Below are 19,727 nucleotides of genomic sequence, written 5' to 3'. Positions count from 1 at the left end.
TCACAGCAGATCGCGCAAGGACCGGTCTCTGACCATGAGGGCGGCCCGCTTGGCGGGCAGGTCCACCTCGGCGGAGAACCTGAAGCCGGCGCTCAGGAAGGCGGAGACGGAGGGGGTGTTGCGGATGTCGGGTTCCGCGACGACGCGCGCACAGGCGGGGCGTCTGTCGAGTACGAGGTCGGCGACGGCTCGGAGAAGAGCCGTGCCCAGGCCTCGTCCTCGGTCGGCGGCATGGCCGATGAGGAGGTGGATACCGGTGTCGTGAGGTCGGGCGGGACAGTGGCGGGCCAGCGGGTCGAGGTCTGCCCGGTAGATCTCCCAGTAGCTCATCGGCGTGCCCTCCAGCACGCCCATGCAGGGCATGCTGCGTCCGTCGCCGGCGAGTTGCGAGCGTACGTGCTGTTCGGTCACGCTCCGGGGGCCGGCCAGCTCCCAGAAGGCGGCGACGGCGGGGTCGTTCATCCAGCCGCTGATGAGGGGGAGATCCCGTTCGATGCGCACCGGGACGAGGTGGAACACGCCCACGGCCGTGGCGATGGGACCCCAGTCGCCGACGCTGTCGAGCAGGTCGTCGCCGACAGTACGGACGGCAGCGGGCGGGACGGGACCGTCGCCTTCGCTGCCTTTCCCGTGGGTGCCCGCCTCCGTCGTGGCCAACAGCGCGAGAAGTTCGGCGGGCAGACGCAGGTCCAGCGTGTCCTCGCCGTCCCCGGGGGAGCCGGTACGAGGGTGCGTGTCGGCGCCGGCAGAGGCGGCGGGGTCAATACCAATACCGGCGTCGGCACTTGCATCGGCGGGAGGCACGGCGACGCTCCTCTCAGGAGGCGGGGTGGGTCATGTTCCTCAAGCAATGAAGGGAGTTGGGATGAGATGAAGCGGGACGGGTGGTCGGAGGCTGGGGCCAGGTTCACGAACGGCGTTCAGGAATGGAGTGGGTTGGCCATGGTGACGTAGACGGACTGCGTGTCGACCGGGCCGACGAGTTCGTCGAGGCCGTGCAAGCGGGTGAGGAGGTTGGCTTTGCAGCGCAGGACAGGCGAGTCGAGCAGAAGGGTGGGCAGTGGGGTGCTCAGTCGGCCCGGGCCGGAAGCCACGTCGCCCAGGAAGCGCCGGAAGGCCGCGAGCAGCAGCCGTTCGTCGGCGAGGCCCTGGGAGCCGAACGCGCCGATGAGGCCGAGCACGTTGTTGATACCGAGGTAGTAGGCGAAGCGCTCGTCGGTGACCTCGTCGGGGACGAAGGTGTCGCTGTGCTCACCGATACCGGGCAGGAGGGCGTCGAGTTCCTCGCGTCGGGACTCACGGAAGTAGTAGCCCTGGTTGTCGCGGTAGCGACCGCCGGCGGGCCAGCCGTCGGCGTCCAGCACGAGCAGCGTGTTCTGCTGGTGGGCCTCCAGCGCGATGCCCGCCTCCGCGTCCAGCCAGAGCACGGGCCTGACGACCTGTTCGAGGTAGCGCAGGAACCACTCGGCGGCCACGGCGCCTCGGGGCCGACCGGTTCGCCCGGCGAGACGGGTGACGACGTCGGCGAGGCGGGAGCGCACGGTAAGCGCCGCCGGACGGCGATTCTTCCCGCTCCTGGCCGACTCGGCGGTGTACGGGCGGGGCGCGGCGAGCCCGGCGACACAGGACACGTCGTCGGCGGGGTCGAACGGGTTGTGCCGGATCATCACGTCGAGTCCGGGCAGCGGCCCGCCCTCCGGTCCGTCCACGGCGAGCCAGGCCGGGTCGCGGACGATGTCGAACCCCGGATGGGCGGCCTGCCAGCGCCTGGACAGGCCACTGCGCAGCAGCCGGTGCACCTCGACACCGCGGTGCAGTTCCTTGCGGAGGTTCTCTCTACGGGAGTTGGTGATACGCAGGCCCAGCGACAGCTTGAGCATCGCGGGTGCACCGGACCGGTGGACGGTGCGTACCGAGGAGGTGGGGTGCCACGGGACGCCATGGGGACCGAGGTCTCGAAGCAACCCTGCGTCGAACAGGGCGGCGACCGCGGGCCGGTGGCGGACCTCACGCATCTGCCAGGGGTGCACAGGGAGGGCCGCGTATGTGTCGGGCAACGGTAGATCGGGGCCGGCGAGGCGGGTGGTGAGCTGGGGTGCGGCGATGCGTCGGCCGCGTTCGGTCCACGCCGAGTCGGTGGCGAGCACGGCGGGAGCTACGGCGATCCAGTGCAGGGGAAAGGAGCCGCGCAACTCAGGTGAGTACAGCGGTGCTTCGGACTCGGAGATGCCTTCGCGGCTTTTCGGGGCCGGGTGCAGAGGGTGGCCCAGGACGAGAGCCTGCTCGGCGTTCAGGAAGAGGTCGGGCCCGTCGGCGGGGCGGTTCCGGCGTTCGCTGATGAACACGGCGGTTCGGCGGACGGAGTCGGCGACCCGGGCGACGAGGTCGGCTCGATGGGCGGGAGCAGGACCTGCGTTCACCGGCGCGCCGGTCGCTCCCGAGGAGTGGGCGGGCCGGGAGGCGGGGGTTGCCGCTGCATCACTCCCGCCGGCTGTTTCTCGGGCGAGCAGAGCGGCGATCGTCGTCGCGTCGGCCGACGGGGACTGCTCGGGTGCGTCGGCCAGTAGCGGGGGGCCGAACTGGTGCCAGCCCGTCGGGGACCAGTAGCGGACCGGGGCGAGCAGGGCTGTGCCGCTGGCGGGGAGGGGGATGCGGAGGGTTCCGTCGGAGGGAGCGGGAAGGTTCGCTTCTCTCACCCAGCAGCGGAGCAGGTTGTCCACCGCGGCGGCCTGAGCTGCGCTGTACGGGTCGGCAAACGCCGGGGGGCCGCCCGAGGGGCGGCGGACTCGCTCCACGTCCGGGGCGCCGCCCTGCGCCGGAGTACGCTCCGGACGGCTCGGAGGTACCGCTTCGTGTGACGGTGCGCGTCCCGTCGCTCCGGGCATCGGAGCGCTCTCTGCGCCTCCCCACGAGGGCGCACTCCCTGGTGCTGCATCAGCATCCGCGCGCGCTCCCCTCACCGAACGCTCCGTCGTCTCTCGCCGTACGGCGGACTCCGCCTCCCTCGCCCGCACCGAAGCCTCCATGTCCCCTCCCCGTGCGACAGCCCCCGCGCCCCCACCCCGTACCGCAGGCGACGCGTCCCCTCGCCGCCCGCCGCTCCCCGGCTTCCGGGGGACCGCTGCGGCGGGGGTGGTGTGCGGCGTCGTGTTGGGGAGCCCGGCTTCGGCGAGGTCCCGGGGGCCTGTGGCGGGCCGGTCGTCGGATGCGGGGGTGGAGTTCACGTCTGTTCCTAGAGAGGTGGTTCTGTTGGAGAAGTGGTGGCAGGTGTTGAAGCGGTGCCGTCGGGCGGTGCGGTCTCGCGGGTGGTCGAGCCATCGGCTGGAGGGGCCGCCCGTTGTGGGCCCGTCAGCCGTCGCGCCGGTCCGTGTGCTTCGGGCGGGCCCGGGGAGCCCGGCGATCCCGGTGACCGCGCGCGACGGCCTCCACGGCGTCGGACAGCCGGTCGAGGACCGCGGCGGCCTGCTCGTCGCTGATGGTCAGCGGCGGGAGGAGGCGTACGACGCTGTTGCAGTGACCGCCGATGTCGACGATCAGCCCGCGGCGAAGGCACTCTCGCTGGACGGCCGCCGCAAGTACGGAAGCGGCAGGCCGAGGGGCGGAGCCAGCCGCCGCGCCCACACCGCCCGCGTGGCCCGGCTCCGCACCCGGGTCCACCATCTCGACCCCGATCATCAGGCCGCGTCCCCGCACGTCCCCGATGCACTCGAACTGCGCGGCAAGTTGGCGAAGTCGGTGGAGAAGGCGGGCGCCCAGGTGTTCCGCTCGTCGGGCCAGTCCGTTCTCGCGGACGTAGGCGAGCGTCGCCGTGCCGGCGGCCATGGCGAGCTGGTTGCCGGGGAAGGTGTCCGCGCGGACGCCATGCTCCCCGATGTCGAGGTCGTCGCGGTAAACCAGGACGGCCAGCGGAAGGCTGCCTCCGATGGCTCGCGAGAGCACCATCACGTCAGGGGTGACACCGCTGTGCTCCACCGCCCAGAAGGCGCCGGTGCGTCCGACACCGGTCTGCACCTCGTCGACGATCAGTGGGACGGACCGGTCGTCGGTGATCTGTCGTATGCGTCGCATCCAGGCGTCGGGCGCGGGGACCACGCCGCCGTGGCCCTGTACGGGCTCCAGGAGCATCCCGGCGGGCCGGGGCACGCCGTGCTCGGGGTCGTCGAGGACGGACTCGACCCAGCGGGCGGCGAGTTCGAGGTCGTGGTCTGTGTCGGCACCGAACGGGTTGCGGGCGTCCTGCGGGCAGGTGAGGCCGACGACCGGTGGATCGTCGGCGGTGGCGGTCGCCCCGTGGTGGGTGACGGTGAAATCGAGCAGGCCGGTGCGGCCCGTCGCGGCGCGGACGAGCCTCCCGGCAGCCTGCACCGCGTCGGTTCCGGCCGGTCCGCAGAACTGCACGCGCGCGTGTGCGGCGAGCGCCGGTGGCAGGGTGCGGAGCAGCTCGGTGATGAAGGCGTCCTTGACGGGGGTCGCGAGGTCGAGGACGTGCAGGGGTGCGCCGGAGTCGAGGACCTTGCGGATGGCCTCCAGGACCACGGGGTGATTGTGGCCGAGGGCCAGCGCCCCCGCCCCCGACAGGCAGTCCAGGTATCGGCGGCCGTCCGCACCCTCGATGGTCAGTCCACGCGCGCGTACGGGCACGATCGGCAGAGCGCGCGCGTAGGTGCGTGCCGCCGGCTCGCGCGCCGACTGCCGCCGCAGAATCCCGTCCTGCAGCGAACGCTCCCCCACCGACTCGCGCCCAGCCACGGGCCCGCGTTCGTCCCTCAGCTCACACTCGATCACCGGCTCCCACCCAGCCCTCGGCCCCCGCTCGTCCTTCGACTCACGCCCGACGAATGCGCACCTGCTTCGCTCCCCGCCGCTCCGGGCAACCGCCCGTGGGCAGACTCGATCACCGTCACCGCTCCCCGTCCTCCCGCTGTCCTGGGGCGAGCAGGTCGCTCGCCGTCCTGGCCCCTCCCGACATACGCACCCCCGCGAGTCTTCACTCGAAGCTCGGAGGAATTGAGCGCAGGGGACCGCACCCACCCAGCAGGCCCCCAACCGCTACCAACCCCGGACCGCCCCCGGAGTTACGGGTTGCCTCAAGATCCTTGCCGTGACGGGCATCCCGCTCCGCCCAGTGCCGTGAGCGGGAACGCTCACCGGTGTCGATCGTGTTGTCCCCAATCGCCGGGTGGCTGGAGAACCCGCCTGTCCAGCAGTTGGACTCCCGCTCCGTCCTTCCCACGGCGGGTCCGCTCCTCAGCCGTACGGTGGAGAAGAGCCGTCGTTACGGACGACGCGCGGCTGCTGTGTCTGCGGGCAGCATGGAGATCATGACCACAGCAACCGCTCCTGTCCCCGTGGCGCCTGTGTGGGCCCGTCGCGCCGCCCACGCCATAGCCCTGTGCGCCGTTCCGTCCGGCCTGTGGCGCATCGCCTTGGCCTCCGGGGTCTATGTCGGCTACAGCGACCAGGTCCTGCGGGACGTCTTTGACATCCCGGGCTGGGGCATTGCGTACGTCGTTGGCCTCTCCGTCTTCGGCGAGCTGGCCGCCCTGTTCCCGCTGCTCCTCGTCAGCGACCGGTGGCGGCCGCTGCGCCCACGGACCCTCGCCGCGCTGGCCTGGACCGCGTCGGCCGTCCTGATCCTGGTGGCGCTGTGGCAACTCGTGGTCGCCGTCACGGTCGAGAGCCGGACGTACATGTCGAGCGGTGCGGCACAGACCGTCTGGGGCCTCGCATTCGCCCCGTTGTTCGCCATCCCGGTTCTCATGACCGCGGTGACCTGGTCGTATGCAAAGCGGCACCGGGCAGGGGCAAGACGGAAGTTCCCCACCACGTACTTGACGTCGGCGGCTTCCGCTCCCCTCGCCTTCCAACGGGACGTTGCCGGTCGCTGAGCAACCTTGCGGTGGCGGGAGTTGGCGAGTGGGAACTGCATCAGTGAACCGACGCATGCCTCAATCGGGTGGTGAACGTCGCCCATGCCGGGGGTGATCTCCCGGGTGTCGAACTGGGTGTTGTCCTCCTTCTGGGCGGGCCGCACCGCCAGATGGGGCGCTCCGTCCCCGGTCCAGGCTCTGTCGATGGTGACGAACTGCTTGGTTCCGGCCCACGGGGGCGGTCGGCCGAGGGTGACGTGCTGCTCGCCGACGCCCGCGCATCCGCCGTCGCGACGACCGGTGTGAGGGAGGCCGCGAGGTCCTTGCCGTCCTCGCCGCATCCGGTCAGGACGACGGCGCCGAAGGCGACGCAGGTGAAGCAGGTGAAGCAGGTGGCCGCCGAACCTCCTGGGAGCACGTCCTGCGCCTCGGCTGCGTCGCCGGTCATGGCGTACAGCCGGCCGATGAGCGGCCCCACGCTCCCGGCGTAGAGGGCGTCGAACGCCGCCTCGTCCAAGGGCCGTTATCTCGCCGAGCCCTGGGGCTGCGGCCGCAGCGCGCCCAGGATCCACGGCACATGGTTGCGGTTCGCCGTGATCAGCACTTCGCGGTCGCCGTCGCGGCACTCCACCAGCAGCGGGCTGCCGACACCGGGGACGCGGGCGCGACCGACCGACTCCGCGCGGTGCAGGCGGACGAAGGTCAGGGACCAGGGCAGGGGAAGGCGCCAACTCATGCCCCGCGCATCGGGGGTGACCGCCAGACCGCCCGGCGCGAGGACCAGGTAGTCGCAGTCCACACGGCTGTACGGAACCTCGCCCGACACCCGCGCGGGAATCACCGTCTCCGCCGTGGGGACGCTGACGCCGGTCGCGGCCAGCAGGTCGGCCGCCTTCGCCCCGGTGTTCTTCCGCTGCCTGTGCCAGACCAGGGCGGCGAGCGGGACGGCGGCGACAGCCACCACGCTCGCGGCGCCGACCGCGGCCATGAAGCTTGGCGTGACCGCGATCGCGATCGTCGCCGCGACGCCGTAGAGCGCTGCTGTCGCGAGCGGGACCGAGGTGCGCCACCGGCCGGTGGAGACGAGGCTGCGGCCGGCCCGGCGCAGCCTCCGCGACCAGTAGGCCGTCCACAGGATCGAGGCGCCCGACGGCGTCCCGATCACGGCCACGATCAACAGCGGGATGTACGAGCCGACCGGATACGTCCAGGTGGCCAGCCGCTCGTCGTCGCGTGTGGTGATCTCGCGGATCTCGTCGCGCCAGGAGACGGCGGTGACCGGCTCGCCCGTCTCGACCTTGCCGTGGTTGTTCTTCCGGAGTTTCACCCGCTCCTGGGTGCCGTCCGGGAAGCCGATGACGAGGAAGTACTTCTTGTTGTCGCCGCTGCCGGTGACGTCCTTGGCGGCCACGGAGGCCTGCCGGGTCAGCAGACAGTCCGCCCCCACGGTTCCCGCTCCCACCGCTCCCGCTCCCACCGCTCTCTTCGGGCACGGCTCGGCCTCGGTATAGGCCCGTTCGTCCGCCAGCGCCGACGGCAGCATGGCGGCGGGCACCGCCACGCCCGCCACGAACAGTGGCAGCGCCACGAGCACCAGCTTCCAGGGGCTGAGGCCGCCCCCGCGATACATCGGCATGTCCGCCCGTCCCCCGTAGTTCCTCACGTACGACCGTACGACGCGATCAGCGCATCGATCGGTTCACGACGTTGTCCCCGTCGGGTCCGCGGTCCCGGCGACCGCCCTGGGGCGGTCAACGTACCGGACCGCGGCCGATCACCTGTGCGTGAACTCGGGCTGCTCTTCGCACGGTTCACTGAGCTCTACGTCGGCAACGGCACGCTCTACCCGGCCAGCGGCAAGCACGTCCTCGCCCTGCACGGCAAGAAGCTGCACGTCCTTCCGGCGGCCTGGCAGCCGCGCCGTCATCGTGTACGCGGCAGTGCGGCGGCGGATCCCCGGTCGACCGGAACCGGAGATCCGGCCCCAAGGCCGACGTGGTCGCCGCCGGCTCAGCTTCCGGACAATTGCCAGGTCAGACATCCCGTAGCGAAACCGTTGCCGTTCCGTCGGAACTCACCCACGGCGAGCGCATAGTGTGTGTTGCCGTTCCGAGTCGCCGTGGCATCAGCGTGTGGGATCCGAGTGATCGGCGTGTGTCCGCGGCAGCTGCACCAAGTTCGTTCACCCCAGGGGGAGTCAGATCATGCGATCGATACGGCCGTCGTTCACCACCCGGCGTGGGAGGGCCGCACGCCGCAGAACCTCCCCTGTGCCCGCGGCCGTTGCCCTCGCCGCGGCGCTCGCCCTCACCGCCACCGCCTGTGAGTCGGGCGACGCCGACGCGAGTGGCGGCGGTGCGGCCTCCGCGACGGCCGCCGCGGGTGACGACAAGATCACGATCCCTGACGACATCAAGGACCGGCTCAAGGAGCACGGGATCGACATCGACAAGTGGAAGGACGGTGCCTGGAAGAACTGGAACAAGGACGACTGGCTGCGCGAGGCCGAGGACTTCGTCAACCCGATCATCGAGGACCTGTGGGACCCGGACCGCATGCGGGAGGCCGAGGAACCCGACCAGGGTGTCGACGAGGACGACATCGCCGACGACCAGGGGGTGACCGACCCGACGCCCGCCCCGGTGGACGCGAAGGGCGTGCCGGTCAAGTACCACGACAGCGCTCCGACGGCCGGCAAGGTGTTCTTCGACTCCCCCGAGGGCACGATGGTGTGCTCGGCGACGGTCGTGGCGGACCCGGCCAACCCCGGCAAGTCCAACATGGTGTGGACGGCCGGCCACTGTGTGCACGCCGGCAAGAGCGGCGGCTGGTACCGCAACATCGCGTTCGTGCCCTCGTACAACAACGACGGTATGGAGACCGCGCAGCTGGAGAACGCCACGCGGGAGCAGGTCGCTCCGTACGGCGTCTGGTGGGGTGACTGGGTGCAGACCTCTGACCAGTGGATCGAGCAGGGCGGTGCGACCGGCGGGGACGGCGCCTCGTACGACTTCGCCGTCATCCATGTGACGCCCGAGGAGGGCAGCGGCGGCAAGTCGCTGGAGGAGACGGTCGGGGCCGCGCTGCCGGTGGACTTCGCCGCGCCGTCCGCGCCGAAGATCGACAGCCTCACCGCGATCGGTTACCCGGCCGCGCCGCCGTACGACGGTCAGAAGCTGTTCCAGTGCCAGGACAAGCCGGGCCGGCTGTCGCTCAGCGCCTCGGACCCGACGATGTACCGCATCGGCTGCACCATGACCGGCGGTTCGTCGGGCGGTGGCTGGATCGCGACCGGCTCGGACGGCAAGCCCGCGCTGGTGTCCAACACCTCGATCGGCCCGGTGGAGTCCGGGTGGCTGGCGGGTCCGCGTCTCGGTGACGAGGCCAAGGGCGTGTACGACGAGGTCAGCCAGAAGTTCGCCGGCCAGTGACGGCCGGGTAGTTCGCCGGGCGGTGGTGGGACGTGATCGGGAAACCTTCACGGTCCCACCGCCGTTCGCCCTCAACTCCACAGGCATAGTGGGGTGTCGCCGCGTGCGCGGTGCCGGGAGCCGTCAACGGCCGACCGCCGCGCACGCCTGGCAAGCTCATGACATTCACAGTTCCAACGGGGGTCACCGCACCATGCGTTCCACACCCACACCCACGGCGTCCCGGCGCCGCCGTACCCTCCTCGCCGGGGGCGGGCTGCTCGCGGCCCTGGCGCTGACCGCGACCGCCTGCGGAGGCGGTTCGAGCAAGGACACGGCGAGCGATCAGGCCGGTGCCACCGCCTCCGCGGCTGCCGACGGCGGCGACGGCAAGGTGAAGCTGCCGGGCAACGTCGCCGACAAGCTCAAGGAGCACGGCATCGACGTCGACGCGTGGGCCGACGGCGGCTGGCAGGACTGGGACAAGGACAAGTGGCTCAGTGAGGCCAAGGACTTCGTCAACCCGGTGATCGAGGGCCTGTGGCAGCCGGAGCGGATGCAGTCCGCGAAGGCCGCCGACAAGACGGTCACGACCAAGGACACCGCCGCCGACCAGGGCGTCAGCGACCCGGCACCGGCGCCCGTCCAGGCCAAGGCCGAGAAGACGCCGTACCACGACAACGCGGCCCCGGTCGGCAAGGTCTTCTTCGACACGCCCGAGGGTTCGGCGGTCTGTTCCGGCACGGTCGTCAAGGACGTCAACCACCCGGGCAAGTCCAACCTGGTGTGGACGGCCGGCCACTGTGTGCACGCGGGCGGGAACGGCGGCTGGTACCGCAACATCGTCTTCGTCCCGGCCTACAACGACCTCGGCAAGTCCGAGGCGCAGCTGAGCAACGCGAACGCCTCGGAGATCGCCCCCTACGGCAACTGGTGGGCCGACTGGGCCTCGACCTCGAACGAGTGGATCCGGGGCGGCTCGGACACCGGCGGCGCGGGTGCCGCGTACGACTACTCGGTGCTGCACGTGCAGCCGGAGCAGGGCGCCAAGTCGTTGGAGGAGACGGTCGGGGCCGCGCTGGACATCGACTTCTCGGCCCCGTCCGCGGCCGAGTCCGGCACGATGGGCGCCTGGGGCTACCCGCAGGCGGCGCCGTACAACGGTCTGAAGATGTTCAAGTGCATCGACCGGCCGGGCCGCCTCTCGCTGAGCCCGACGCTGCCCACGATGTACCGCATCGGCTGCACGATGACCGGCGGCTCCTCCGGCGGCGGCTGGTTCCGGGTGGTGGGCGGCGAGACCAAGCTGGTCTCGAACACGTCGATCGGCCCGGAGGACAACACCTGGCTGGCCGGCCCGCAGCTCGGCAGGAGCGCCGAGGCCCTGTACCAGAACATGAGCAAGACGTACGGCGGTCGGTGACGACGCCGGTACGACGAAGGCCCGCCCCCGCAGAGGGGCGGGCCTTCTCATGTCACTGTTACGACGCCACCGGAGCCGGAACGTACGGCGCGAGGTCCGCCGCGAGTTCCTCGTGCACCCGCGCCTTGAGCAGTGTGCCCTCCGGGGTGTGCTCCTCGGAGATCACCTCGCCCTCGGTGTGGGCACGGGCGACCAGCTTGCCGTGCGTGTAGGGCACGAGCGCCTCGATCTCGACCGACGGCCTCGGCAGGTCGTTGTCGATCAGCGCGAGCAGCTCGGCGATGCCCTCACCGGTGCGGGCCGAGACGGCGATGGAGCGCTTCTCGATCCGCATCAGCCGCTGGAGCGTCAGCGGGTCGGCCGCGTCGGCCTTGTTGATCACGACGATCTCGGGTACGTCGGTGGCGCCGACGTCCCTGATCACCTCGCGTACGGCGGCCAGCTGCTCCTCCGGGTTCGGGTGCGAACCGTCGACCACGTGCAGGATCAGGTCGGACTCGCCGACCTCCTCCATCGTGGAGCGGAACGCCTCGACCAGGTGGTGCGGCAGGTGCCGGACGAAGCCGACCGTGTCGGCCAGCGTGTACAGGCGGCCGCTCGGGGTCTCCGCCCGGCGGACGGTCGGGTCCAGGGTCGCGAACAGGGCGTTCTCGACCAGGACGCCGGCGCCCGTGAGGCGGTTGAGCAGGGAGGACTTGCCCGCGTTGGTGTACCCGGCGATGGCGACCGAGGGCACCTTGTGGCGCTTGCGCTCCTGGCGCTTGATCTCGCGGCCGGTCTTCATCTCCGCGATCTCCCGGCGCATCTTCGCCATCTTCTCGCGGATCCGGCGCCGGTCCGTCTCGATCTTGGTCTCACCGGGACCACGGGTGGCGAGGCCGCCGCCCTTGCCGCCGCCCATCTGCCGGGACAGCGACTGACCCCAGCCGCGCAGCCTCGGCAGCATGTACTGCATCTGCGCGAGCGCGACCTGCGCCTTGCCCTCTCGGGACTTGGCGTGCTGGGCGAAGATGTCGAGGATCAGGGCCGTACGGTCGATGACCTTGACCTTGACGACGTCTTCGAGGTGGATGAGCTGGCCCGGGCTGAGCTCACCGTCGCAGATGACGGTGTCGGCACCGGTCTCCAGCACGATGTCCCGCAGCTCGTCGGCCTTGCCGGAGCCGATGTAGGTGGCGGCGTCGGGCTTGTCGCGGCGCTGGATCACGCCGTCGAGCACGAGCGCTCCCGCGGTCTCCGCGAGGGCGGCCAGCTCCGCGAGGGAGTTGTCCGCGTCCTGCACGGTCCCCGTGGTCCAGACGCCCACGAGCACGACCCGCTCCAGGCGGAGCTGGCGGTACTCGACCTCGGTGACGTCCTCGAGCTCGGTGGAGAGGCCCGCGACGCGACGCAGGGCCGCGCGCTCGGAGCGGTCGAACTGGTCGCCGTCCCGCTCTCCGTCGATCTCGTGGCTCCAGGCGACGTCCTCTTCCATCAGGGCATCGGCCCGAAGACCTTCGGGGTAGGTGTGCGCGAAGCGCTGAGTGTCCTGGGAAGGGGAAGAAGAGGAGGTCATTGGGTCCTTACGTCGTTGGGTTCCGTTGAGCGGCTACAGAGCGGAAGCGAAGCTCTCTGATCTGCTGCGCCACCACTCTCAACGCACGAGTACCCCGGGAGATTCCCGTGTCCCGTGCCGCGCCGACCTGAAGATGGTCGCACGGCACGAGTCGTCTCGTCACCGCTTTATTCACCGCCCCTGTTCCGCGGTGGCGGCTGCCGTGGACCCGGTGGCGGCCTTCACCGGCGCGACCGCCTCCCAGTCCGGGTGGCCGGGCATCGGCGGCGTCTTCTCGCCGTACAGCCAGTCCTGGAAGAAGCCGCGCAGGTCGCGTCCGGCGATCTTCGAGGCGAGGGAGACGAAGTCCTCGGTGGTGGCGACGCCGTCCGCGTGGCGGCTCACCCAGGCCCGTTGCAGCCGCTCGAAGGCGGGGCGGCCGATCTCCTGGCGCAGGGCGTACAGGACGAGTGCGGAGCCGTCGTAGACGTTCGGGCGGAAGATGCTGATCTTGTGGCCGGGGTCGGGGGCCTTGGGCGCGGCCGGGGGTCCGCCGGCGGCGCGCCAGCGGTCGGAGGCGCCGTACGCGGCCTTCATCCGCGCCTTCAGGGGCCGGTTCGCCGTCTCCTCCGCGTAGAGGGCCTCGTACCAGGTGGCGTGTCCCTCGTTGAGCCACAGGTCGGACCAGGTGCGCGGGCTGACGCTGTCGCCGAACCACTGGTGGGCCAGCTCGTGCACCATGATCGACTCGACGTACCAGGCGGGGTAGGCGGGCTCGGTGAACAGCCCCATCTCGAAGAGGGACAGCGTCTGCGTCTCCAGCTCGAAGCCGGTGGAAACATCAGCCATGAGCAGGCCGTACGTCTCGAAGGGGTACCGGCCGACCTTCCGTTCCATCCACGCGATCTGCTCGGGCGTCTTCTCCAGCCACGGTTCGAGGCGCTCGCGGTCCTTGGTGGGCACGACGTCCCGCAGGGGCAGCCCGTGCGGTCCGGTGCGGCGTACGACCGTGGAGCGGCCGATGGAGACCTGCGCGAGCTCGGTGGCCATCGGGTGCTGCGTGCGGTACGTCCATGTCGTCGTCCGGCCCGAGCGGTCCGCGCCGGCCGCCAGGCCGTTGGCGACGGCGGTGTAGCCGTTGGGCGCGGTGACCCGGATGGTGAACATCGCCTTGTCGGAGGGGTGGTCGTTGCACGGGAAGACCAGGTGGGCGGCGTCGGCCTGGTTGGCCATGGCGAGTCCGTCGGCGGTGCGCACCCAGCCGCCGTCGCGGTCCTCCGCGGGCACCGGGTCACTGGTGTGGCGCACGGTGATCCGCATCCAGCTGCCGTCGGGCAGCGGCTCGTCGGGGGTGACGACGAGGTCCTCGCCTGCGGTGGCGAAGGCGGCGGGCTCCCCGTCGACCTCCACGGACTGGACCTTCCCGTGGGCGAAGTCGAGGTTGACCCGGTCGAGGTCGGCCGTCGTCCAGGCGTCGATGGTGGTGACGGCCTGCAGGGGCTCGCTGTTGCTGCCGGGATAGGTGAAGGAGAGGTCGTACGACGCCACGTCGTAGCCGGGGTTGCCGAGGTGGGGGAAGAGGCGGTCGCCGATGCCGAGGGGCTCGGCGGGGGCGCTCGCGGCGAGCAGGCAGACGGCGCAGGCGGAGGCGAGGAGGGCGAGGGCCTTCCGGCGGGGGGTGTGCGGCATGGACCACGGCTACCAGCGCGGGCGGGCGAGGCCGCGGCGGCGCGCGACCGGCCCACCCGAACGGGGTCGTGGTGGGCGGACGGTTCACGGCTCCCGCGGTGGTGGGCGACGCGGGCGTTCAGTGCCGCGGACGCCGCGAGCAGCACGCCTGCTCGCGGTCGCGCCGAGTCGGACGCTCCACGGGAAGTGCCGCGATGTGTCGTCATTCGTCTGCGGACACGTCGTGGCTGGTCGCGCAGTTCCCCGCGCCCCTTTGGGGCGCGCTGCCGAACCGCAGTCGCATGCGCCACGCCCGCCCGCGCACGCCCCCCGCTACAACTGCCCCGTCTGCGGCTGCGCCCTGCTCACGTCGTACACGCCCGCCACATTGCGCATCGCGCGCATCAGGTCGGGCAGGCGTGCCGCGTCCGGGAGTTCGACGGTGTAGGTGTGGCGGACCTGTTGCTGGGTGGGGGGTTCGACCGTCGCCGAGACGATTTCCGCGCCTTCGAGGGCCATCGCCTCGGTGAGGTCGGCCAGCAGGTGCGGGCGGACGAACGATTCGGCGAGCAGGGTGACCCGGCACTCGGTGGTGTCGCCCCAGCGCACGCCGATCTCCGCGCGCCCCGCGCTCTTCATGCGCGCCACCGCGGCGCACTCCACGCGGTGCACGGTCACCGCTCCCCCGCGGACGGAGAATCCGGTGACCTCGTCGGGCGGTACGGGGGTGCAGCAGCCGGCGAGCCGTACGGTGGCGCCGGGCTGGTCGACGACGACGTTGGCGGCGGGGCGTACGGCCGGTACCTCCGCGGCGGGCCGGGGTGACGGCGCGGTCTCCTCGGACCGCTGCTCGCCGCCCTCGGGCGAGGGGTGGGAGGCGAGCCACCGCTGGATGGCGATGCGTGCCGCGGGCGTGTGGGCGTGCTCCAGCCACTCCCTGGAGGGCTCGGAGGCCGGGTCCTGCCCCATGAGGAGCTGGACGGTGTCACCGTCCTTCAGGACCGTGCTCAGGGTCGCCAGCCGGCCGTTGACGCGGGCGCCGATGCACGCGTGCGCGTCCTCGCCGTACTGGGCGTAGGCGGCGTCCACACAGGTCGCCCCCTCGGGCAGGCCGAGCGTGCCGCCGTCCGGGCGGAAGACGGTGATCTCGCGGTCCTGGGCGAGGTCCTCACGGAGCGTGGACCAGAAGGTGTCGGGGTCGGGCGCGGCCTCCTGCCAGTCGAGGAGGCGGGAGAGCCAGCCGGGGCGCGTGGGGTCGATGCGCTCGCCCTCGCCGGCGGCGGACTGCTCCTCCGAAGGAGGAGCGTAGGGATTGCCCAGCGCGACGACGCCGGCCTCGGCGACCTTGTGCATCTGGTGGGTGCGGATGAGGACTTCGACGACCTGGCCGTCCTCGCGGGCGACCGCGGTGTGCAGCGACTGGTACAGGTTGAACTTGGGTACGGCGATGAAGTCCTTGAACTCCGCGACCACGGGCGTCATGCAGGTGTGCAGCTCGCCCAGGACGCCGTAGCAGTCCGCGTCCTCGGCCACCAGGACCAGCAGCCGACCGAAGTCGGCGCCGCGCAGCCGGCCGCGCTTGCGGGCCACGCGGTGCACGGAGACGAAGTGCCGTGGCCGGATGAGGACTTCGGCCTGGATGTCGGCGTCGCGCAGGACGGTGCGCATCTCGTCGGCGACTTCGGCGAGGGGGTCGTCGGTGCGGGACGCGTTGTCGACGATCAGCTCGCGGGTGTGCTCGTACTCCTCGGGGTGGAGGATCGCGAAGACCAGGTCCTCCAGTTCGGTCTTCAGGGCCTGGACGCCGAGCCGTTCGGCGAGCGGGATCAGCACGTCCCGGGTCACCTTGGCGATGCGGGCCTGTTTCTCGGGGCGCATGACGCCGAGGGTGCGCATGTTGTGCAGCCGGTCGGCGAGTTTGATCGACATCACGCGGACGTCGTTGCCGGTGGCGACGAGCATCTTGCGGAAGGTCTCGGGCTCGGCGGCGGCACCGTAGTCGACCTTCTCCAGCTTGGTGACGCCGTCCACGAGGAAGCGCACCTCCTCGCCGAACTGCTCGCCGACCTGATCGAGCGTCACGTCCGTGTCCTCGACGGTGTCGTGGAGCAGGGAGGCGGTCAAGGTCGTGGTCTCGGCGCCGAGTTCGGCGAGGATCAGGGTCACCGCGAGCGGGTGCGTGATGTACGGCTCGCCGCTCTTGCGCATCTGGCCTCGGTGCGAGGACTCGGCCAGCACATAGGCGCGGCGCAGGGGATCGAGGTCGGCGTCGGGGTGGTGGGCGCGGTGGGCCTCGACGACGTGGCCGATGGCGTCGGGCAGCCGGTCGCGGGCGGCGGGGCCGAGCAGCGCGGCCCGGCCCAGTCGGCGCAGGTCGATCCGCGCCCGCCAGCGCGCCCCTGCTACCGGACCTGGCGTCGCGGGGTTCGTGGCCTCCGCACTCATGGGCACCTCCGGCTGCGTGGACCGGCGGACGGGGTGCCCCATGGCGGACACGGCTCAGGGGACTGGCAACGGTCCCCCGTCCGGGCCGGTGCTTGATGCTACCGAGCCCACCACGCCCGGCCGACCGCCTCTCGCCGAGCGTGAAACGGATCACCCATTCGAGCGAAGGTTCGCAGGTTTACGGTTTCACGCCATGCGCCCCGCGGCCGGTCGTGCTTCCCACGCCTCCCAAGAGGGCTGCCGAACCGGCCCCACCTGGGCCGACCGGTTGTCCGACCCGCCGACGCGCTGCCGTCGCCCCGCTCAGCGAGCGAACGATTCCAGCCAATCACCGTCGATCTCGCCCTCGGCGACGATCACCGCGGGTCCGGTCATCTCGATCTCGCCGTCGGGCCGCTCGGTGATCACCAGGGTGCCGCCGGGCACGTCGACGGTGTACGTCGCGGGGGTGCCGGTGACCGCCGGGTCGGCGCCGTCCCGGCGGGCCGCGGCCACGGCGACGGCGCACGCGCCCGTGCCGCACGAACGGGTCTCGCCGGCTCCGCGCTCGTGCACACGGAGCGCGACGTGCCCGGGGCCCCGGTCGACCACGAACTCGACGTTGACCCCGTCCGGGTAGGCGGAGGCCGGGCCGAACCGGGGCGCGGAGCGCAGGTCCCCGGCGTGCGCGAGGTCGTCCACGAAGGCGACGGCGTGCGGATTGCCCATGTTCACGTTGCGCGCGGGCCAGCTGCGCTCGCCGACGCCGACCGTGACCTCGCCCTCCGGGAGGCGCGCCCGGCCCATGCCGACGGTGACGTCACCGTCCTTGGCGAGGTGCACGGTCTTGACTCCCCCTCGGGTGGCGACGGCGAGGTCGCCCTCGGTCACGTGCCCGGCGTGCTGCAGGTAGCGCGCGAAGACGCGTACGCCGTTGCCGCACATCTCCGCGATCGAGCCGTCGCCGTTGCGGTAGTCCATGAACCACTCGGCCTCGGCCGCCATGTCCTTGGCCTCGGGGTGCGCGGCGGACCGTACGACGTGCAGCAGTCCGTCACCGCCGATGCCGGCGCGGCGGTCGCACAGGGCGGCGACGGCGGCCGGGGGCAGGTCTACGGCGTTCTCGGGGTCCGGGACGATCACGAAGTCGTTCTCGGTGCCGTGGCCCTTGAGGAAGGCGATCCGCGCGCGCGTGCTCATTCCTCGATCGTACGGTGCGCCACCGACAGCCCCGACAAGGGACGCCTGCCAGCAGCCGCGCCGCACGCCGTACAGACCACTCAGGGCAGCCGCGCCGCACGCCGTACAGACGACGGCTCGGCGCAGCCCCGCCCCAGCGGCTCAGCGCAGCCGCGCCACCCGCCACACGGCCAGCACGACCACCGCGGCGACCATCACCACGTACGCCAGCACGACCCGCCAGTCCGGTCTGCGTCCCGAGCCGCGCTGCGGCAGCCCCGGCCAGGTGTAGCCGACGCGGCGGGCGGCCATCATGCCCCAGCCCGCCGCGCACGAGGAGATCAGCAGGCCCAGCATGGCGATCACGGCGCCGCTGTCGCCGAAGTCGAAGGCCAGCGGGAAGGCGAACATCAGGGAGCCGACCGCGGCCAGGGCCACGATGGGCGCGAGCTGCCAGATGCGCATGCGCCGCTGCGGACGCAGCTCGACCTCGACCTCGGGCCCGCCCGCGAACATCTCCTCGGGCTCGGGTCCGTCGTCGGTCACGCCGTCGGGCGTCTCGTCGGGTCCGTCCGGGGTCAGACGGTCGCCGTCCTGCTCCGGTTCGCCACTGTCGCCGGTGACGGGCTCGGTGCCTTGTGCGGTGTCACGAGGGCCGGCCTCCATCGCCACGCGCCCTCCCAACTCGGACTCCACTTGGTCGATCGAAGCTCGATGATGGCACGGCACCGCAGGCCGCGATGGCGGCCGGAGCGTCCCGATGCCATGACGTGATCAGGCTGTAACCGGTCGTTCGACCAACGCCAGTGCGAGGTGCGGAAGTTCTGTGAGATCCGCCGCAGCCCCACTCAACCAGTGCACCCGCGGATCGCGCCTGAACCATGAATCCTGGCGGCGCGCGAAGCGTTTGGTGGCACGTACGGTCTCGGCGCGGGCCTCCTCCAGGGTGCACTCCCCGGCGAGCGCCGCGAGCACCTGCTGGTAGCCGAGCGCGCGCGACGCCGTGCGCCCCTCGCGCAAGCCGCACGCCTCCAGTGCGCGCACCTCGTCCACGAGGCCGGCCTCCCACATCCGGTCGACCCGGCGCGCGATGCGCTCGTCGAGCTCGGGGCGGGCCACGTCGACGCCGATCTGCACGGTGTCGTAGACCGAGTCGTGTCCGGGGAGGTTGGCCGTGAACGGCTTGCCGGTGATCTCGATCACCTCAAGGGCGCGAACGATACGGCGACCGTTGCTGGGCAGGATCGCCTGCGCGGCCTCGGGGTCGGCGGCGGCGAGGCGGGCGTGCAGCGCGCCGGAGCCGCGCAGGGTGAGCTCCTCCTCCAGCCGGGCCCGGACCTCGGGGTCGGTGCCGGGGAACTCCAGGTTGTCGACGGCCCCGCGGACGTACAGACCGGAGCCGCCGACCAGGATCGGCCAGCGGCCCTCGGCGAGCAGGGCGTCGATCCGTTGCCGGGCGAGTCGCTGGTACTCCGCGACCGAGGCGGTGACCGTCACGTCCCAGATGTCCAGCAGGTGGTGCGGGACGCCGGCGCGCTCCTCGGGCGTCAGCTTGGCGGTGCCGATGTCCATCCCCCGGTAGAGCTGCATGGAGTCGGCGTTGACGACTTCGCCCCCGAGATGCCGAGCAAGAAAGACTCCCAAATCGGACTTTCCGGCCGCGGTGGGGCCGACGACGGCGATGACACGGGGGGCGGAGGGTGCGCTGCTCACCGCCCCAGTCTCGCAAACCTCACGGGGTGGCCTCGAACGAGTTACGTGACGGCGCGTGTCCGGCGTCGTTGCCAGTTGCGTGGTTCGCCCCGCCGATTCGCGGAGGCGGCGATCCGGGCGGCGCAAACGGACGCACCGGACGACGCGGGAATTCGCCCGCACGAGTAACGTATGGAGTGGTCATGGGCGTTTTGGCAAGACTTTTTCGGAGGCCGAAGGCGACGGACGAGACGTCGACCGCCGAGACACAGGCCGACAACGTGACGGCCGAAACCGAGGCGGCGGAGGCGAAGGAGCCGGCGGCGCGCGAAGCCACCGACGCCGAGGCCGCCGACGGCGTCGGGATTCCTCAGCAGCAGTCCGCCGACAAGCAGCAATCCGACGACAAGCAGCAATCCGAAGACAAGCAGCAGTCCGCCGACAAGCAGCAGTCCGCCGAGGAAACGGCCGACCGTGAGGCCGGCGAGGGCGCCCGTACCTGACGACTCCGCGCGGGAAGGTGAACG

Annotated in this window: 14 protein-coding genes; 4 read left to right on the top strand and 10 right to left on the bottom strand. The window is 71.5% G+C overall.

Translation table 11 applies throughout. The features are described 5' to 3' along the window. The 3 genes from ICC28_RS35320 to ICC28_RS35310 all read right to left on the bottom strand — a co-directional run bounded on the left by ICC28_RS35320 (nt 1) and on the right by ICC28_RS35310 (nt 4,749). Nucleotides 1–804 carry a GNAT family N-acetyltransferase gene (locus ICC28_RS35320; protein WP_188292903.1) on the bottom strand — a complete coding sequence of 268 codons (804 nt, stop codon included), beginning with the start codon at nt 802–804 and terminating at the stop codon, nt 1–3. Between the two features lie 116 nt (nt 805–920). Then, a complete protein-coding gene (locus tag ICC28_RS35315) occupies nt 921–2,885 on the bottom strand; it encodes an IucA/IucC family protein (protein WP_188292902.1) in 1,965 nt (654 codons plus the stop codon). Between the two features lie 463 nt (nt 2,886–3,348). Continuing rightward, the gene (locus ICC28_RS35310) at nt 3,349–4,749 is read right to left on the bottom strand and encodes an aminotransferase class III-fold pyridoxal phosphate-dependent enzyme (protein ID WP_317454154.1); all 1,401 of its coding nucleotides are present in this window, start codon (nt 4,747–4,749) and stop codon (nt 3,349–3,351) included. Nucleotides 4,750–5,321: 572 nt separating this feature from the next. Here ICC28_RS35310 and ICC28_RS35305 point away from each other — a divergent pair. Then, nucleotides 5,322–5,888, top strand: coding sequence for a hypothetical protein (locus ICC28_RS35305; protein ID WP_223190349.1), 567 nt, complete (start codon nt 5,322–5,324; stop codon nt 5,886–5,888). Nucleotides 5,889–6,393: 505 nt separating this feature from the next. Here ICC28_RS35305 and ICC28_RS35300 read toward each other — a convergent pair. After that, nucleotides 6,394–7,506: a hypothetical protein gene (locus ICC28_RS35300; RefSeq protein ID WP_188292901.1), complete on the bottom strand. Its 1,113-nt coding sequence runs from the start codon at nt 7,504–7,506 to the stop codon at nt 6,394–6,396. A 568-nt stretch (nt 7,507–8,074) separates the two neighbouring features. On the opposite strand from ICC28_RS35300, the gene ICC28_RS35295 reads away from it, so the two are divergent. Together ICC28_RS35295 and ICC28_RS35290 are read left to right on the top strand one after the other, a co-directional pair. Next, nucleotides 8,075–9,301, top strand: a complete 1,227-nt coding sequence (locus ICC28_RS35295) for a trypsin-like serine peptidase (RefSeq protein WP_188292900.1) — start codon at nt 8,075–8,077, stop codon at nt 9,299–9,301. A 193-nt stretch (nt 9,302–9,494) separates the two neighbouring features. Beyond that, on the top strand, nt 9,495–10,703 hold the full coding sequence (locus ICC28_RS35290; protein ID WP_188292899.1) for a trypsin-like serine peptidase: 1,209 nt from the start codon (nt 9,495–9,497) through the stop codon (nt 10,701–10,703). 58 nt (nt 10,704–10,761) lie between these two features. On the opposite strand, the gene hflX is transcribed toward ICC28_RS35290, so the two are convergent. The 6 genes from hflX to miaA all read right to left on the bottom strand — a co-directional run bounded on the left by hflX (nt 10,762) and on the right by miaA (nt 19,221). Next, nucleotides 10,762–12,258 carry a GTPase HflX gene (gene hflX, locus ICC28_RS35285; protein ID WP_188292898.1) on the bottom strand — a complete coding sequence of 499 codons (1,497 nt, stop codon included), beginning with the start codon at nt 12,256–12,258 and terminating at the stop codon, nt 10,762–10,764. Between the two features lie 171 nt (nt 12,259–12,429). Beyond that, the gene (locus ICC28_RS35280; protein WP_188292897.1) at nt 12,430–13,926 is read right to left on the bottom strand and encodes a M1 family metallopeptidase; all 1,497 of its coding nucleotides are present in this window, start codon (nt 13,924–13,926) and stop codon (nt 12,430–12,432) included. Nucleotides 13,927–14,238: 312 nt separating this feature from the next. Then, the gene (locus ICC28_RS35275) at nt 14,239–16,350 is read right to left on the bottom strand and encodes a RelA/SpoT family protein (protein ID WP_188292896.1); all 2,112 of its coding nucleotides are present in this window, start codon (nt 16,348–16,350) and stop codon (nt 14,239–14,241) included. 303 nt (nt 16,351–16,653) lie between these two features. Beyond that, on the bottom strand, nt 16,654–17,529 hold the full coding sequence (dapF, locus tag ICC28_RS35270; protein WP_188292895.1) for a diaminopimelate epimerase: 876 nt from the start codon (nt 17,527–17,529) through the stop codon (nt 16,654–16,656). Nucleotides 17,530–17,670: 141 nt separating this feature from the next. Further along, entirely contained in the window at nt 17,671–18,174 is a 504-nt protein-coding gene (locus ICC28_RS35265; RefSeq protein ID WP_188292928.1) for a hypothetical protein, read from the bottom strand. Nucleotides 18,175–18,282: 108 nt separating this feature from the next. Beyond that, nucleotides 18,283–19,221: a tRNA (adenosine(37)-N6)-dimethylallyltransferase MiaA gene (gene miaA / locus ICC28_RS35260; RefSeq protein ID WP_188292894.1), complete on the bottom strand. Its 939-nt coding sequence runs from the start codon at nt 19,219–19,221 to the stop codon at nt 18,283–18,285. A 182-nt stretch (nt 19,222–19,403) separates the two neighbouring features. Here miaA and ICC28_RS35255 point away from each other — a divergent pair, with 182 nt between their 5' ends. Further along, complete coding sequence (locus ICC28_RS35255; protein ID WP_188292893.1) at nt 19,404–19,703, top strand: hypothetical protein; 300 nt, start codon at nt 19,404–19,406, stop codon at nt 19,701–19,703. Nucleotides 19,704–19,727 lie beyond the last annotated feature (24 nt).

The sequence above is a fragment of the Streptomyces sp. TRM68416 genome (genome assembly GCF_014596915.1).
GTDB lineage: Bacteria > Actinomycetota > Actinomycetes > Streptomycetales > Streptomycetaceae > Streptomyces.
Note: the sequence above shows the minus strand (reverse complement) of the source record. Positions and strands in the feature narration are given on the sequence as shown.